Raw genomic sequence first — 15,488 nt, 5'->3', positions numbered from 1 at the left:
TGCTAATGCCGTATAATCCGCCCATCCTCCATCTCGATGATGCGGTTGCTGTTTTCGGCAAACTCCGGATCGTGGGTTACGATGAGCAGGGTCTGGTTGTGTTCTTCGGTGAGTTCTTTGAAGATGTTGAACACGATGTCACTGTTGCGCTTGTCGAGGTTACCGGTGGGTTCGTCGCCCATGATAATGTGCGGGTCATTGATGAGGGCGCGGGCGATGGCAACGCGTTGTTTCTCGCCACCTGAGATATGATAGGCCGGCTTGCTGGCCAGCTTTTCTATACCCAGCATTTTCAGCCGTTCGATGGCGCGGTGCTCTACCTCCTGCTCGCTAAATTTACCCAGCTTGAGCCCGGGCAGCATGACGTTGCGCAGCACCGTAAACTCGTTGAGCAGGTAGTGAAACTGAAACACAAACCCGATCTTCTCATTGCGGATGCGGGCCAGCTCTTTGTCGGGGCGGCCGGTCATCAGTTCTCTGTCGATCAGCAGTTCGCCGGTATAGTCCGTGTCCATGGTCGATAGGATGTAGAGCAAGGTGGACTTGCCGCAGCCTGACTTCCCGATCACCGATACGAACTCGCCTTTGTTCACGGTGAAGGTGATGTCGCGGAGCACCTGCACGGTCACCGGATCATGAAACTCCTTGTTGATGCCGCGCGCCTCGAGTATGACTTCCTGCATGTGTTCTTTCTTTTCGTTCATCCCGCGCTATACCTATTTGCCCCTGATAATCTCCACCGGATCGACCTTGCTGGCCTTTCGAGCCGGGAAGTAACCGGCAAAGTAAGTTGTGATCAGAGAAAAAGAACCTCCTATGAAGTAAAACACCGGACTGTAGTTGATCGGGTAGGTTTCGATGGTAGGCAGGGCCGCCGTATTGAAGGGAATGTTATCGATGATCACCGAAAAGATAAAGCCGAAAAGCAAACCCACCATACCGCCGAAAAAACCAATGCTCATGGCGATAACCAAGAAAATCAGGTTAACGTCGCGGCCCGAAAAGCCGGTGGCCTTCAGAATCGCGATGGAATCCATCTTCTCGTAGATCATCATGTTGAGGATGTTGAAAATGCCAAAGCCCGCCACAACCAGCAGGGTGACGCCCACGGCATAGGATATGAGCGAACGAATACTACTTCCGGTGTCGAACTGCGCGTTTGCCGTTTGGATGTCTTCTGCATCCACGCGGAACAGTTGCGCATACTCCCGGGCCATGGCAGGTGCTTGTTCCAAATCGTGCAGCTTTATCTGGATGTCGGTCATGTAGTTGGCCGGCTTGCCGAGCAGTTTCTGGGTGGTGGCGATAGAGGCATACGACTGTACTTTATCGATCTCCTGTATACCTGACTGAAAGTAGCCTACCACTTTGAGTGAGAAGCGCTCGCCCTGCGCGGTAGTCACCTGCACCACATCCCCTATGTCGGCCACCAGAATGTCGGCCAACCCCTTGCCCAGAATGATACTGTTGGCCACATTTTTGGCGTCAATCGCATTGCCGGAAGTAACGTAATCCTGAAAGTTGAAAAGGCGACTCTCCTCCTCCACATCTATCCCGTTTATAACGCCGGTGATATCGATGGTGCCTTCGTTGAAGAAAACCTGTGCCAACAGTTTGGGAGCGGCGCCCAGCACCCGCTCGTCTGCTTTCACGGCCTGCAGAATAGGTCCGCTGTTGTAGATCTCCTGCCGCGTGACGCCGGCTTTAACCGAACTGATAAAGTTGTAGGAATCCTCGTATTGGGCAGCAACATTCACGGGCTGGTTGTCGCTGGGTTTAATCTCGTTGTAGAGCCGCACATGCGGGGTCCGGTTCAGAATAAGACTGTCGAGCATGTCGTTAAGGCCGTTCATAAAACTGAGCAGCGTCACGAACATGGCGATGCTGAAGGTCACGCCCACGGCCGCCACCAGCGTCTGCCGCCAGCGGGCCAGCAGCATGGATTTCGCAATGCTCAGGATCAGTCTGGTATCCATGGTCAGGGCTTCACAATCACGTCATCTTTTGACAATCCGTCCACAATCTCCACTTTCTGGTAGTCCTTCAGTCCGGTTTTCACCGGCACGCGCTCGTCTTTGTCCTTCAGCACATAGCCACCGTCCACCAAGTATTCGCGAGGAATGGTCAGGGCGTTCTTTTTAGCCTGTATGATGATATTGGCCTCTGTGGTCAGGTTGGGGTATAGCGCATCGGGCTGGGTCACAAACTCAGCCTCCACGGTAAAGGAGCGGGTACGCTCGTTCATGGCCGGGTTGATCTTGGTGATGCGCCCTTCCAACACCTGCCCGCGGTAACTGTCGAGGTTGAGCAGCACCTGCTGCCCCGGTTTGATGCGGGCGATGTCGTACTCATCCACCTGCAGCTCCAATATAAACTCCTCGGCATCACCTACCACTGCCAGCGGTATCTGCGGACTCACCAGCTCACCTTCTTCGCGCAGCACGCTGTATACCTTGCCGGTCGTCTCGCTTTTCACGGTGTAGTCGTCACGCATGGTTTGGCTTATCTGCAGGTTCTTCTGCGACTGGCGGGCGGCAAAGTCGAGTTGTTTTTTAAGGTCGCGGTAGCGGAGTTGGGCGGAGCGGTAGGCAGTGACGGAGTTTTTATAGGCCAACTCACGCTGCTCCAGTTCCACACGGGTGCCGATCTGCTCGGCCCAGAGGTTGCGCTGGCGCGCCAGCAGTAGCGAGTCGTTCTGCATACGACTGCGGGCCAGATCGATGGCCTCCTGCAGCTCGGCCAGCTTTTCGGCATTGGCGCTCACACTCGCGTATTCGGCTGCCAGTCGGGCATTCTCGGTGTTAAGGCGGGCGGCTTCGTTGCTGATCCGCATCATTGGCTCCCCCTGTTTTACGGTGTCGCCCTCCGTTACCAGTATCTCCTCCACAATGCCGCTCACCACCGGAAAAACCTGATACTGATTGCGGCTTTTCACAAAGCCAGAGGCGTACACGGCTTCCGAGATGTCCTCTACGGTGGGTTGGGTGGTTTCAGGATCACCTCCGCAAGAGGTGAGCAAAAACACAAGTAAGACCAGTTGCAAGTATAGTTTCATCGACATAATACTTTTGCGTAAGGGTCAATTCTCGGAATGGTTGAAAGCATCGCCCGAGGACTGGCATGTTACCATGGTAGCAGCATCGGCAGCCAGATTTAACAGCGCTGTGCTACGCTCCAAAAGTAATGCATTCAAAACATCAAAACACCCTATTTAACCAGATTAATGAAAATTCAGCTAATTAAAAACCGGCCGCCGCATCATCGCCTCTCGGGTCGGCGCCTCCCTCCAAGCGACCGTCGGGCAGCACCAGTATACCTGCCGCTCTGCCAATTCCCCCATTTTTTGGAGCTATCCTGTGTCCTCGCCACCACATTTCAAGCCCGGTGCCAAAGCCCAGCGCCCCCCACTCGGACAGTATCCAGTCTGGTCGCCACTGGTGATGGAAGCGGCCGGCGTTGACCGCCCCCTGCATGGACATACCGTGCACCGTTACGTTCAAGATAATCTGGTACACAGTGGTGATGATCGTGGAGCCACCCATACTGCCGATGACCATGTAGAGTTGCCCGTCCCGCTCCAGAATGGTGGGTGTCATAGAACTCAGCATGCGTTTGCCCGGGGCGACGGCATTGGCCTCCCCTCCCACCAGTCCGTAGCTGTTCGGGTGTCCGGGCTTCACACTGAAGTCATCCATTTCGTTGTTGAGCAGAAAACCAGCCCCGGCTACAAACACCTTGGAGCCAAAACTGCTGTTGAGGGTGGTGGTCACAGAAACCGCATTCCCCTCTTGGTCCACAATGGAGTAGTGTGTGGTGTTTGGGCTCTCGACCGGCGCAGGCATACCCGCAGAAACGGCATCGCTATCGGTTGCCTTTTGCAGCGAAACGCCATCCATCCTGCTCCTGATATAGTCCGTATCGAGCAGCGCCTCTACCGGCACATCGTAAAAATCCGGGTCGCCTAGGTGGCGCGCGCGATCAGCATATACCCTTCTCTCGGCCTCTACCATCAGGTGTGCGGCTTCGGCGGAGTTCCAGCCCCAGTCTTTCAGCGGATAGTCTTCGGCTATACTGAGCAGCTGCATGAGGGCAATACCTCCGCTGGAAGGGGGTGGCATGGAGATGATGCGGTAGTCACCCACCTGCCCGGTCAGCGGCTGACGCCAGACGGAGCGGTAGCCGGCTAAGTCCGCTTTGGATATGATGCCGCCACCCCGCTGCATTTCAGCCACAATCAGTTCTGCTGTCTCGCCTTCATAGAAGCCTGCCCTGCCCCGATCCCTGATCCGCTTTAAGGTATGGGCCAGTTCCGCCAAGCGGAGGTTGTCACCTTCCCGCCAGCGGTCTTGGATGATAAAAGAGGGCCGCTGCGTGTTGTACTGTATAAAATCTTTTCTTTGTTCGTTCAGTTTTTTCGCTTCTTTCCGGGTAAGTGGAAAGCCCTTGGCGGCCAGTTCTACCGCCGGCTGCACCAACTCGGCCCATGGCATACTGCCATACCTTTCGTGGGCCTCTACCATACCGTCCACCGTGCCGGGGACTCCCGCTGCCAAGTGCCCTTTAAAACTTAGCTCCTCCACCACATTGCCCTGTTCATCCAAGTACATATCGCGGCGGGCTTTGCCGGGTGCCTTTTCCCGGTAATCCAGTGCATCCACGCTGCCATCCTGCTGGCGTAACACAAGGAATCCCCCTCCTCCAATATTCCCGGCATCGGGATATACCACAGCCAAGGCAAACTGCACGGCTACTGCCGCATCCACGGCATTGCCTCCGCGCCGCAGGATGTCGGACCCCACTTCGGATGCCAACGGATGCGCCGACACCACCATCGCCTTTTGGGTGATTCGCCCTGTCGTGTCCGTGTCCCAGCCTGCGCAGCCGGAAATGAATATGAAAGCGAAAAATAGGGTGATGTATCTGATTGTCACAGTTTGCTGCTCTTTTCTGATGCGTATACCTCTGTACCCTTTTGGTTCTGCTCAGGTTTTGAAGCACGCCGCATTCCCGTGTACGAAAAGCAAAGCCTGCACTAGAGAAACACTGGCAATAGCCTAGAACTGCGCCTTATAACCGTATCAGGGCATTACCGTTTTAGTTTATGAATCAGGATTAAACGCCTATTATGAAATTTAGACATCCTCCTATATTGTATAATGAGCAGGACGAACTGCGCACAGTGGGTTTTGAGCTGGAATACACGAATGTGAGCATCGAAGCCTCTGCCCGGTTGATACAAGAGCTGTATGGGGGGGAAATAAAGAAAGAGAATCGCTTTAAGCAAGAGGTAAAAGATACCGAACTGGGTGATTTTACTGTTGAGTTTGACCTCACGCTCTTGACGGAAAAGCGGTATAAGAAAGTGTTTGAGACATTTAATCTGCGCCTTGAGGACGTCAGAATCGGCAATGGCACCTTGGAGGACGAGGTGGAGGAAACCCTCAGCAATCTGATAGGCAAAGTGTTCCCGAACGAGATTGCCTGTCCGCCCATCCCCTGCACACAGCTGGAGCAGATAGAAAAACTGCGGGAGGCCCTTTACCGGCTCCATGCGGAAGGAACACAATCCTTTCTTACCAATGCCTTTGGCACCCATATTAACGTAGAAGCGCCCAATCTGGAAACCGATACAATACTGGCTTACCTGCGGGCTTTTATACTGCTGTACCCTTGGCTGTTGGAGGCAGGCCAAACCGATTTGGCCCGCAAGATCAGTCCTTTCATTGATCCTTATCCTGCTGCCTACGTGGACCTTGTGCTAAATCCGGCCTATGCCCCGGACTTGTTGGAATTCACACAAGATTACCACACGCATAACCCAGATCGCAATCGCCCGCTCGACCTATACCCTATTCTCGCCTTCCTTCAGGAGGGCATGCTGGCACAGTACACCAAGCTTGGCAAGGTAAAAGCGCGGAATGCTTTTCATTACCGGCTACCCAACAGTTCTATCGCACAACCTGACTGGACGCTGGCCCAGGAGTGGAACAACTGGGTGCGGGTGGAGGAACTGGCGAGCGACCATGAGAAAATAGCGCACCTCAGTGACGAGTACCTTTCCCTGAAAGAAAATACCCTCATTGGCTTCGATTCAAAGTGGATCAAAAGAACAAAGCAATGGCTATCCTGAGATCAGAGAACAAGATACACCGCGGCAGGCCCACCATTGGGGTCACCGGACCAGACAAAGGGGGCAGCGCCGCTTGGTTCTTCACGGCGCTATCGGTACTGCTCGCCGGCGGCAGACCTGTGCGCATCACGCCATCGAGGCCCCGCACTGCTGACGGTCTACAGGGACTTATTATTGGTGGCGGAGCGGATGTGGACCCCTCCATCTATGAGCAGGAGCATGTGATGGAGGAATACCTGCAGCGCACCCTGCAGCACCCCCGTAAAAACATCTTCCACCGGGTGGGCCGCTTTATCAGCTGGATTTACTATCCGGCGGTGTTTTTTATCCGAAAATTGATGAGTCGCAAACTAACATTCGGGCTCGACCGCGCCCGCGACCACTTGGAGTTGCAGTTGCTGGACCAAGCGGTGCAGAAAGGTCTTCCTGTGCTGGGCATCTGCCGTGGGGCACAGCTGATGAACGTATACTTCCGCGGCACGCTTTATCAGGACATCAATACATTTTACTTAGAGGAGCCGAACCCCGCCAGTGTGTTTCCGGTGAAAAAGGTGCACATAAAAGCAGGAAGCAAGCTGGCAGAAGTGCTGGGAACACAGCGACTCCGCGTGAACGCCCTGCATAACCAAGCGGTAAAAGAGACGGGCGAGTCCATGGATATCGTAGCGAGGGAGCCAAATCGGGTAGTACAAGGTATAGAGCACCCGGAGCAGGAGTTTATGATCGGGGTGCAGTGGCACCCGGAGTACCTGCCCCATAGCAGCTGGCATCGTCGGCTTTTCAAAGGTTTAGTGCAGCAGGCACGGCTGGTTAATCAGCAGATAGAGGAAAAAGACCTGCAAACAGCACTCTCCGAACCAGCCAAGGAAGTGGAGAACGAACTGGAAAAGCAACTGGGAGAAAACAGGCTGTAAGTATATAACCAGTATACATAATAGAGGTATCACAAACCTCACACCTTCATCAAACTTACTCATTTCCTGTGCGTTAACCTAAACAAAGGTATTGCACTCACAACTACTAATCTATGTAAGGCTATGGCAAACTATTTTGAAAAATTCGCGCAGGAAGGCAATGCGTACCTCAATCAGTTGGCAGCTGAGTTGGGGCACCCGCAAGAAAAAGGACAAGCCTATATTCTGCTCAGGGCCGTCCTGCATACTCTGCGCGACCGGATCGCGATAAGTGAGTCATTGCACGTGCTCTCACAGCTGCCCATGTTTCTGAAAGCAGTCTTTACAGAGCACTGGCAATACAGGGATCAGCCACTGCAGTTCGATACCCTTGAAGAACTCAAGGAGGCCGTAAAGCAGGAACAGGCCAGACACGGAGAGCAGCAGTTCAACTGGTCACAGTCCACGGAAAATCTGATCGCGATGGTCCTCACTTCGCTGGGTACGCACTACCTCACAGAGGGCCAGTTGCAGCATATCGCCACACAGATGCCAAAGGAGGTTCAGCCACTATTCCCGGTAGCTCCTGAGAGCCACCGCGGCTAGTTCACATTTATCCCACAGACAGGCTGGCGTATGGGTGCCTAAGAGCATAATCTCCCTGCCATAGGACGCTCTCTCGCCGCATCAATACCTCCAAAAGTGTCGAGGGTTGACAAGGAACGTTTTTATTAATGACTCAAGTCATTCTTTTATGCAGGCCTGTTGTCGAGTTTTGCGTTATAGATAAAGTATACCCATCCTAAACTTTGAAAAAAATGGCAACAGATACTCAAAGACAGTTTTCAGGCAAAGTGGCTCTGGTAACAGGCGGTTCCTCGGGCATAGGCAAATCCACGGCGCTGCAATACGCCCGCGAAGGCGCCCATGTAGTGGTGTCGGACATACACGAAGAACCGGGCCTGCAGGTAGTGCGAGAAATTGAACAACAGGGCGGCAAAGCTATTTTTGTGCTGGGCGATGTGTCGAAGCCGGAAGACTGCGAACGCATGGTACAGCAGGCCGTGGAGAAATTCGGGAGGCTGGATATCGCCTTTAACAATGCAGGTATAGGCGGTGAGTCCAACCCGATTGGTGACATGAGCATTGAGGGCTGGAACAAAGTGATCAATATAAACCTGAACAGCGTTTTTTACTGCATGCACTTCCAGATACGGCAGATGCTGCAGAACGGCGGCGGGGCCATTGTCAATAACTCCTCCATACTGGGACAGGTGGGCTTTGCCAATTCCGCCGCATACGTGGCCGCTAAGCATGGTGTGGTGGGACTCACAAAAAACGGCGGCATTGAATACGCCTCCCAAGGTATACGCATCAACGCCATCGGCCCGGCCTTCATCAAAACGCCTCTCCTCACCGACACCGGCATGGGCGAAGACACGCTGCAGTTTCTGGCTTCCAAGCACCCAATTGGTCGACTGGGGGAGCCAGAGGAGGTGGCGGAGCTCGTTATCTGGCTGAGTTCCGACAAAGCCTCTTTCGTAACAGGCTCCTACTACGCTGTAGACGGTGCCTACCTGACGCAGTAATTCTCCGTATTACAACACAGTACCCTCAGTGGCCAGTTAATTCAAATACTCACCTTGTATTGGAATTAATACATGCTCCCCTGTGAGCCGTCAAGCCTTTTTGACGCTTTCAGAGATGCGCATACACACGAAAAATCAGACCGAATATGAGCGTAACAGAACAGAAAAGAGTAAGCACAAGCCCGTTAAAGCCTGACCAGCAGTACGACTGGCACAGCATTGACCCGCAAGAGGCCCTCGAACTGCTGAACGTATCACCCAAAAAAGGACTCACGGACGAGGAGGTTGAAAAGCGACAGGAGCTCTACGGCCGCAACGTAATGACACCCAAGAAGCAGCAAAGCGCCTTGGTGCGTTTCCTGCTGCAGTTTCATCAGCCGCTTATTTACATCCTGTTGGCAGCCACTGTGGTCACCTTCCTGCTGGAAGAGTATATCGACTCTGCCGTGATCTTCGCAGTGGTGTTTATCAACGCCATCATCGGTTATGTGCAGGAGTCGAAGGCACTGGCTGCCATAGATGCCTTGGCCCGCAGCATGACAGCCAAAGCACAGGTGATCCGGAATGGAAACAAGCATAACATCAACGCACAGGAACTCGTGCCCGGCGACATCGTGCTGGTGCAGTCAGGCGACAAGTTTCCGGCGGATGTGCGCTTGGTGCACGTGCGTGATGTAAAAGTGGACGAATCGGCACTGACCGGTGAATCGGTGGCGGTGGAGAAGAACGCTGCCCCCGTTGCGGCAGACGATGTGCTTGGCGACCGCTTCTCGATGGGGTTCTCCTCCACGGTGGTCACTTACGGACAGGCGACAGGCGTTGTGGTGGGCACCGGCGATAAAACAGAGGTGGGCAAGATACAGGAATCTATCTCGAGCGCACAGGATTTAGAGACACCACTCACCCGTAAAATCAAGAAGTTCAGCCACCTGCTGCTTTGGGTGATTTTAGGGTTGGCTGCTGCGGTGTTTGCCGTGGAAATTTCAAGAGGCGGGGCATGGGGCGATACTTTTATGGTGGCCGTGGCGCTAGCGGTTGGCGCTATACCTGAAGGTCTGCCTGTGGCTGTTACGATCATGCTGGCGCTGGGTGTTTCAAAAATGGCAAGACGTCGCGCCATTATCCGCAAGTTGGTGGCTGTGGAGACACTGGGTAGCACCAACGTGATCTGCTCCGACAAAACCGGCACTCTCACCGAAAACCAGATGACCGTGCAACAGATCGTAGCCGGCCACAAAGTGTATGCTGTGACCGGACTGGGCTACCGTCCGGAGGGTCAGATTAAGGAAGCCGAGGAGCAGACAGAAACGGGTACGAACAAGGCACTGAAACAACTCCTGATCGCGGGCCTGCTCTGCAACGACAGTTCGGTGAAGGAGAAAGAAGGCCAGTGGTCCATTGAAGGGGACCCAACCGAGGGGGCGCTGGTGGTTTCCGCACAGAAGGCCGGATTCGACAGAAGTGAACTGGAGCAAAAGCTACCGCGCAAAGACACTATTCCTTTTGAGTCGGAGCACCAGTACATGGCCACCCTGCACGATGGCGAACGAAATGTAATCTACCTAAAGGGCTCTGTAGAGGCATTGTTGGAACGCAGCGAAAGCATGATGCTGCCAGACGGAGAAACAGTGCCTTTAGACCCTGAAGCCATTAACAAGCAGGTAGAGCACATGGCCAGCGAAGGGCTTCGCGTGTTGGCTTTCGGTATGGCCGAAGTGGACGGTCGAGACGGCATCGACCACGAGCACATGCGCTCGGGAGTGGTATTTCTTGGTCTGCAGGGCATGATCGACCCACCACGACAAGAGGCTGTAGAGGCCGTGAAACTCTGCCAGCAGGCAGGTATAGACGTAAAAATGATCACCGGTGATCATGCCGTGACGGCTTCGGCCATTGCCAGCCAGATCGGACTGAGAGGCGTTAGAGAAAACGGTAAACTAAAAGCCATCACCGGCAAGGAGCTGCAGCAGATAGAAGACAAGGAACTGGAGGATGTGGCTGAAAATACGGCAGTGTTCGCCCGCGTGTCGCCGGACCAGAAACTGCGCCTCGTAAAAGCCCTGCAGGCCCGCGACCATGTAGTGGCCATGACAGGCGACGGGGTGAACGACGGCCCTGCCCTAAAGCAGTCAAACATCGGGATAGCGATGGGTATAACGGGCACCGACGTGGCCAAAGATGCCTCGGACATGGTGCTTACCGACGACAACTTCTCCTCTATAGAAGGAGCCGTGGAGGAGGGCCGCAGCGTGTTTGATAACCTGACCAAGTTCATCGTCTGGACGCTGCCAACCAACTTGGGCGAGGGTTTGGTGATTCTGGCCGCCGTTATTCTCGGTACGCAGCTGCCGGTGCAGCCGGTGCAGCTGCTCTGGATTAACATGACCACAGCCGTGCTGCTTGGTCTCACGCTGGCATTTGAACCGAAGGAACCCGGCATCATGGATCGGCCGCCTCGTCCCACCAACGAACCGATCCTGACTAAAGACTTGATTATGCGCACCTTGCTGGTAGGTACGCTGTTGCTCATCGCCGCCTTCGGGCTATACCTGTACGAACGCCGCATACTGGGTACCGATGTAGCAGAGGCACGCACCGTGGCCACTACCGTGTTTGTGGTGCTCGAGTCTTTCTACCTGCTCAGTTGCCGCTCGCTGGTGCGGCCCATGCGGGAGATTGGTTTCTTCAGTAACATGTGGGTATATTACGGCATAGCAGCTATGTTCTTCTTTCAAGCGCTGTTCATATACCTGCCGATCATGAACGTACTGTTCGGTTCCGCACCACTCGATACCATGCAAATTCTCCGTATTTTCGGGGCCGGTGTGATCCTGCTGATCATCGTGACGATTGAGAAGACCATCCGCTTCAGCATCAACAGACGTAAAGAGAAAGAAAGAGCGGCGGCTGAAGCGTAGGCTGCCGCCTATACCTTGGAAAAAGCTTTGAAGAACATTTTCAGGACGGGCGTTGTACTGGTTTCTATTTACGTGCTGCTTATGGGCTTTCTATCGTTTCAGCAAGAGCATTTGATTTTCTTTCCCGAGCGGCTGCCTGCCAACCACAGGTTTAGCTTCAAGCAGGAATTTGAGGAGATCTTTATACCTGCCCCTGACGGAACCAAACTGCACGGGGTACTTTTTAACGTGCCTGAGCCCAAGGGACTGGTGTTCTACCTGCACGGCAACGCCGGCTCCGTGGACTCTTGGGGCTGGGTATACGAACCCTATACTGACTTGCACTACGACGTGTTTGTGTTCGACTACCGAGGCTATGGAAAGAGCGAGGGTGAGATCAGCAATGAAGCTCAATTTTACGCCGACACACAGGCCGCCTATGACACATTGAAAAGCAGGTATAAGGAAGAGCAGATCGTGGTTGCCGGTTATTCCATCGGCACAGCTGCCGCTGCAAAGCTCGCCGCAGAAAATCATCCCAAGATGTTGCTCCTGCAGGCACCTTATTATAGCCTTGGTGATTTGATGCAGAGCCTCTACCCTATCGTGCCCACCTTTCTGCTCAAGTACAAGTTCAAAACCTATCAGTATGTAGAACAGACCAAGGCACCCATCGCTATTTTCCACGGCATGCTAGACGAGATCATCTATCCCGGCTCCTCTGAAAAACTGCAAGCCCACCTTAAATCCACTGACAAAGTGATTCTACTCAAAGGGCAGGGCCACAATGGCATGAACGAGAATCCGGCCTACCAAAGAGAGCTGGCCCGGGTGCTGGCCAAGTTGGAGAAAGAATAGAAAAGCCTGTCTTTCGAATGAGGAAAGACAGGCTTTTTTGCTGTGCCCACATTTTATTGATAGCTATACTTCTCTATGAATGCACCTACCCAAGGAAAGGCCTCTAGTTTTGTGTAGCGCTGTTGCGGCATGCCGGAATCATGATAAACATAAGTATAAAACTCTTTGCCTCCTCCTGTGTCTCGGTAGCCCGGGTTGTTTGTTGACCACTTAATACCCGGAAGATAAAAACCAAATTCAATGTAAGGCATTGGGTTTGGCTGCTTATCGTAATTGCCCCATCTGATGATAGAAGGGCTGCTCAGGTCTTCATACCTGTTGCTGCTGGACCAGCGCGAAGCATATTCTGTCATGTTTCCACTGGCATCATACTTAAACTCCTCTATATGAAGTTGTCCTTCGTCATAACGGGCATAGCTCATACTCGTTTTTTTCACCAATAGGTTGCCGCTATACTCTAAGTTATACCGATAGTTGACCAGATTATCACCATAATAGGAGACAATCTCCGACACTTTATCGCCATTGTAGGTATAAAGCATCCATCCACCGGTTTTAAGGTTGATTCGTACCGGTTTGTTTCCATCATACACAATGTTGTAACCGAGAGCTGGCTGCTGGGAATATTTTACCTCTACCAGTCGGTTTTGTGTATCATACACAAACTGCCTTTCGCCCATTTCTGTGAGCAGGCTGTTTGAAGTTACAGGAGGCGGTGTGGCAGGTGGATCGTTTGCAGGCGGAGTGGTAGGAGGCGGAGTGTTTCCCGCCGGTGGAGGAGTTCCTGTAGAAGGATTTGAAAGCTTGCCCGGAAGCACGTCTTCTCTATCACAGGAGAAAAGCAGCGCAGACATACTCAGACCTGCTAGCATTAAAAGTTGATTGGGTTTCATAATTTTATTTTGTTCTTTAATGATAAGACCATACCGTACCGCCAACCGTTGCCTGTGCTTCCTGTTTATTTTAAAAAAAATTGCCGTGACGATCGATCACGGCAATTCCTCTACTATCAGACTGAAAAGCAGACAGGGCTATTTCCCAAACCGCCTTCTGATCTGAAAGCTCATACCAATGCTATAAGGCCGCATACCGAAGGGCTCCCGATTGCTATAGGTAGAGCCTAGAAAATAGTTTACGGTCGGCATAACCATCAACTCATACTGCCTATGGAGTGCCATGTTGTAGCCGACACCTAGCATCAGGTTGTAGTTTGTCTGTTCCAATGGATTGTCATCATCTGGAAAATCCACTGTTCCGAGCAACTCTCCGTTCACGAGCTCTTCCGTACGGCCTTTAAGCAGCAGATTCACGCCCCCAGATACTGTCAGGTTAAACCTCCTTTGTGCACGCTCCATAAAAAAGTATGTTGCCCCAAGCCGTAGACCGCCATAAGTGTAAGAACTTCTCAAGTGGCGCTCTCCAATCGCATAGACCGGAATAGCCCTGATCGTTCCGTCACTTGACAGGCTCTTTAGTATCGTATCTACTTTACCAGTTGTGTACGAATAAGAAACATTCTCACGCAGTCGCATCACCGACAGACTGGTTTCTAGGTATAGCGCAGGCAAAATAGCCTTGCCAGCGTTCAGCCCAAGTTCATAACCCATACGCTCAGGGTCTAACCGATCCAAGTTTTGCAGCTTCGTGATGTATACTTCATCTTCAACCGCTGGCTTAAAGGACCGGAAAGTATATCGTGGGGCCACTGCCATGCTTAAGTACCAGTCGCCCGATTGTTTAGGGTTGGTATGATCGGAAGTGGTGTGCTGGCTTGGGGTATGAATTGGCTTAAGCTCCAAAGCTATAGCAGGTGTCTCCGAAAGGTCGAATGGCTCTGAATTAACGAGTATAGGTATGCGCCCTTTTAGCACATCGGCTGTCGAAGCGGCCGAAGGGGCTATGTCGCTTGCAGCCATACTGGAGCGGCTATACCTATCTGCCCGAGCGACATCATCCACCACTACGGTTGTTATAGACCGGCTGACAGGCACCGCGGCTTCCCGCTGAGCGATTACTTTTGGTTTTTCAGTCCTTATAGGCTCAACTGCTGGCTGATTATTCTTTGGTGTTGCCTTTGCAGGCGCATTCAGCCCGACATTGTCTGTAACCTCTACTTCAAGTGGTGCCGTGTCAACCGAAACAGCTGCCTGATTTTCAGCGGCCAAACCTCTGTCCCGTTCACCCGCGTACGGTCTAGAAGATTCCTCCTGCCGCTGCTCCTGCTCAATGCTCACGATGGCTGTGTCATCACTAGCTTGCTGTGTTGTGAAATAGTACACACCTGCCGACGATAACAGCAGTAACAAGAGGGCCGCTGCCGCATGCCACCAAGGACTACGCGGCTCCTGCTGCGGGCGTATGTCGGCCACAATTTTGCTCCAAGCACCTGTGGGCGGCTCTTCTTCGAGCGCCAGCAGTTTTCGCCTTATTTCTTCCTGTTCTTTATCAGTCAGCATTTTCAGAAATTGAGAGTTTTTGGAACATCTTCTTCAAATAACTTTTTCCCTTGGCCAGTTGCGACTTAGAAGTGCCTTCCGCTATGTGCAGCATCTCGGCGATCTCCCGGTGGTTAAAGCCCTCGACTACATACAGGTTGAAAATCAGCCTATACCCTTCAGGCATTTGGTTGATCAGGGCCAGCAGTTCTTTTCCTGAGATCAAACTGATAATGTCATCTTCTGCCGGTGTGCTTTCTTCAACCGCACTATAGTCGAGCTGATTTAGGTATTTGCGGTTTTTATGGTAGTGGTTAATGGCTGTATTTACAAATATCCTCCTGACCCAGCCTTCAAACGCACCTCCCTGATAGTGCTTGATATTGCTGAAGACTTTCACAAAAGCTTCATGGAAAATGTCTTCCGCCTCAAACCGGGAGCGGGTATAGCGCGTGCATACGGCCATCATTCGCCCTGAGTAGAGCTGATACAGCTTCTCCTGGAACGATGGCTTTCCTTCTTTGCAGCCCGCTACAATTTCTTCCTCGGTGTACACTTATTTCAAGCTCCCTGTCCTAAGTTTTGACCTGCACCAACCGAATTAATCATAAACAGGAGAAGCCACAGGTTAAGACCTGCGGCTTTCAGGGAGTGTAGCATTGGTTTACCAGCCTTATGCATAGCGA

At 52.7% G+C, this 15,488-nt stretch carries 13 protein-coding genes; 6 read left to right on the top strand and 7 right to left on the bottom strand.

The annotated features are described in order from the left end of the window. Positions 1–2: 2 nt before the first annotated feature. The 4 genes from Q1A04_RS15915 to ggt all read right to left on the bottom strand — a co-directional run bounded on the left by Q1A04_RS15915 (position 3) and on the right by ggt (position 4,832). Positions 3–683 (bottom strand): ABC transporter ATP-binding protein, encoded by a 681-nt coding sequence (locus Q1A04_RS15915; protein ID WP_299708836.1) that lies wholly within the window; start codon positions 681–683, stop codon positions 3–5. 33 nt (positions 684–716) lie between these two features. Further along, entirely contained in the window at positions 717–1,976 is a 1,260-nt protein-coding gene (locus tag Q1A04_RS15910) for an FtsX-like permease family protein (RefSeq protein WP_299707971.1), read from the bottom strand. A 2-nt stretch (positions 1,977–1,978) separates the two neighbouring features. Then, positions 1,979–3,061, bottom strand: coding sequence for an efflux RND transporter periplasmic adaptor subunit (locus Q1A04_RS15905; protein ID WP_299707969.1), 1,083 nt, complete (start codon positions 3,059–3,061; stop codon positions 1,979–1,981). A 178-nt stretch (positions 3,062–3,239) separates the two neighbouring features. Continuing rightward, positions 3,240–4,832 carry a gamma-glutamyltransferase gene (gene ggt, locus Q1A04_RS15900; RefSeq protein ID WP_299708834.1) on the bottom strand — a complete coding sequence of 531 codons (1,593 nt, stop codon included), beginning with the start codon at positions 4,830–4,832 and terminating at the stop codon, positions 3,240–3,242. A gap of 293 nt (positions 4,833–5,125) precedes the next feature. Here ggt and Q1A04_RS15895 point away from each other — a divergent pair, with 293 nt between their 5' ends. The 6 genes from Q1A04_RS15895 to Q1A04_RS15870 all read left to right on the top strand — a co-directional run bounded on the left by Q1A04_RS15895 (position 5,126) and on the right by Q1A04_RS15870 (position 12,367). Continuing rightward, a complete protein-coding gene (locus Q1A04_RS15895; RefSeq protein ID WP_299707968.1) occupies positions 5,126–6,130 on the top strand; it encodes an amidoligase family protein in 1,005 nt (334 codons plus the stop codon). After that, complete coding sequence (locus tag Q1A04_RS15890; RefSeq protein WP_299707966.1) at positions 6,118–7,044, top strand: gamma-glutamyl-gamma-aminobutyrate hydrolase family protein; 927 nt, start codon at positions 6,118–6,120, stop codon at positions 7,042–7,044. Before Q1A04_RS15895 ends, Q1A04_RS15890 begins: the two co-directional genes overlap by 13 nt. 123 nt (positions 7,045–7,167) lie before the next feature. Further along, positions 7,168–7,629, top strand: coding sequence for a DUF2267 domain-containing protein (locus tag Q1A04_RS15885; RefSeq protein WP_299707964.1), 462 nt, complete (start codon positions 7,168–7,170; stop codon positions 7,627–7,629). Positions 7,630–7,841: 212 nt separating this feature from the next. Beyond that, the gene (locus tag Q1A04_RS15880; RefSeq protein WP_299707962.1) at positions 7,842–8,612 is read left to right on the top strand and encodes a glucose 1-dehydrogenase; all 771 of its coding nucleotides are present in this window, start codon (positions 7,842–7,844) and stop codon (positions 8,610–8,612) included. 146 nt (positions 8,613–8,758) lie between these two features. Next, entirely contained in the window at positions 8,759–11,530 is a 2,772-nt protein-coding gene (locus tag Q1A04_RS15875; protein ID WP_299707960.1) for a cation-transporting P-type ATPase, read from the top strand. Between the two features lie 27 nt (positions 11,531–11,557). Then, positions 11,558–12,367, top strand: coding sequence for an alpha/beta fold hydrolase (locus Q1A04_RS15870; RefSeq protein WP_299707958.1), 810 nt, complete (start codon positions 11,558–11,560; stop codon positions 12,365–12,367). 53 nt (positions 12,368–12,420) lie between these two features. Here the strand turns inward: Q1A04_RS15870 and Q1A04_RS15865 are convergent, their stop codons facing one another. The 3 genes from Q1A04_RS15865 to Q1A04_RS15855 all read right to left on the bottom strand — a co-directional run bounded on the left by Q1A04_RS15865 (position 12,421) and on the right by Q1A04_RS15855 (position 15,358). After that, positions 12,421–13,260, bottom strand: a complete 840-nt coding sequence (locus tag Q1A04_RS15865) for a hypothetical protein (protein ID WP_299707957.1) — start codon at positions 13,258–13,260, stop codon at positions 12,421–12,423. Between the two features lie 138 nt (positions 13,261–13,398). After that, on the bottom strand, positions 13,399–14,823 hold the full coding sequence (locus Q1A04_RS15860; protein ID WP_299707955.1) for a hypothetical protein: 1,425 nt from the start codon (positions 14,821–14,823) through the stop codon (positions 13,399–13,401). Continuing rightward, on the bottom strand, positions 14,813–15,358 hold the full coding sequence (locus tag Q1A04_RS15855; RefSeq protein ID WP_299707953.1) for a sigma-70 family RNA polymerase sigma factor: 546 nt from the start codon (positions 15,356–15,358) through the stop codon (positions 14,813–14,815). The genes Q1A04_RS15860 and Q1A04_RS15855 overlap by 11 nt, the downstream gene beginning before the upstream one ends. Positions 15,359–15,488 lie beyond the last annotated feature (130 nt).

The organism is uncultured Pontibacter sp., assembly GCF_947499215.1.
Lineage (GTDB): Bacteria > Bacteroidota > Bacteroidia > Cytophagales > Hymenobacteraceae > Pontibacter.
The sequence above is the reverse complement of the archived record's forward strand: the minus strand, read 5'-3'. Positions and strand labels throughout refer to the sequence as shown.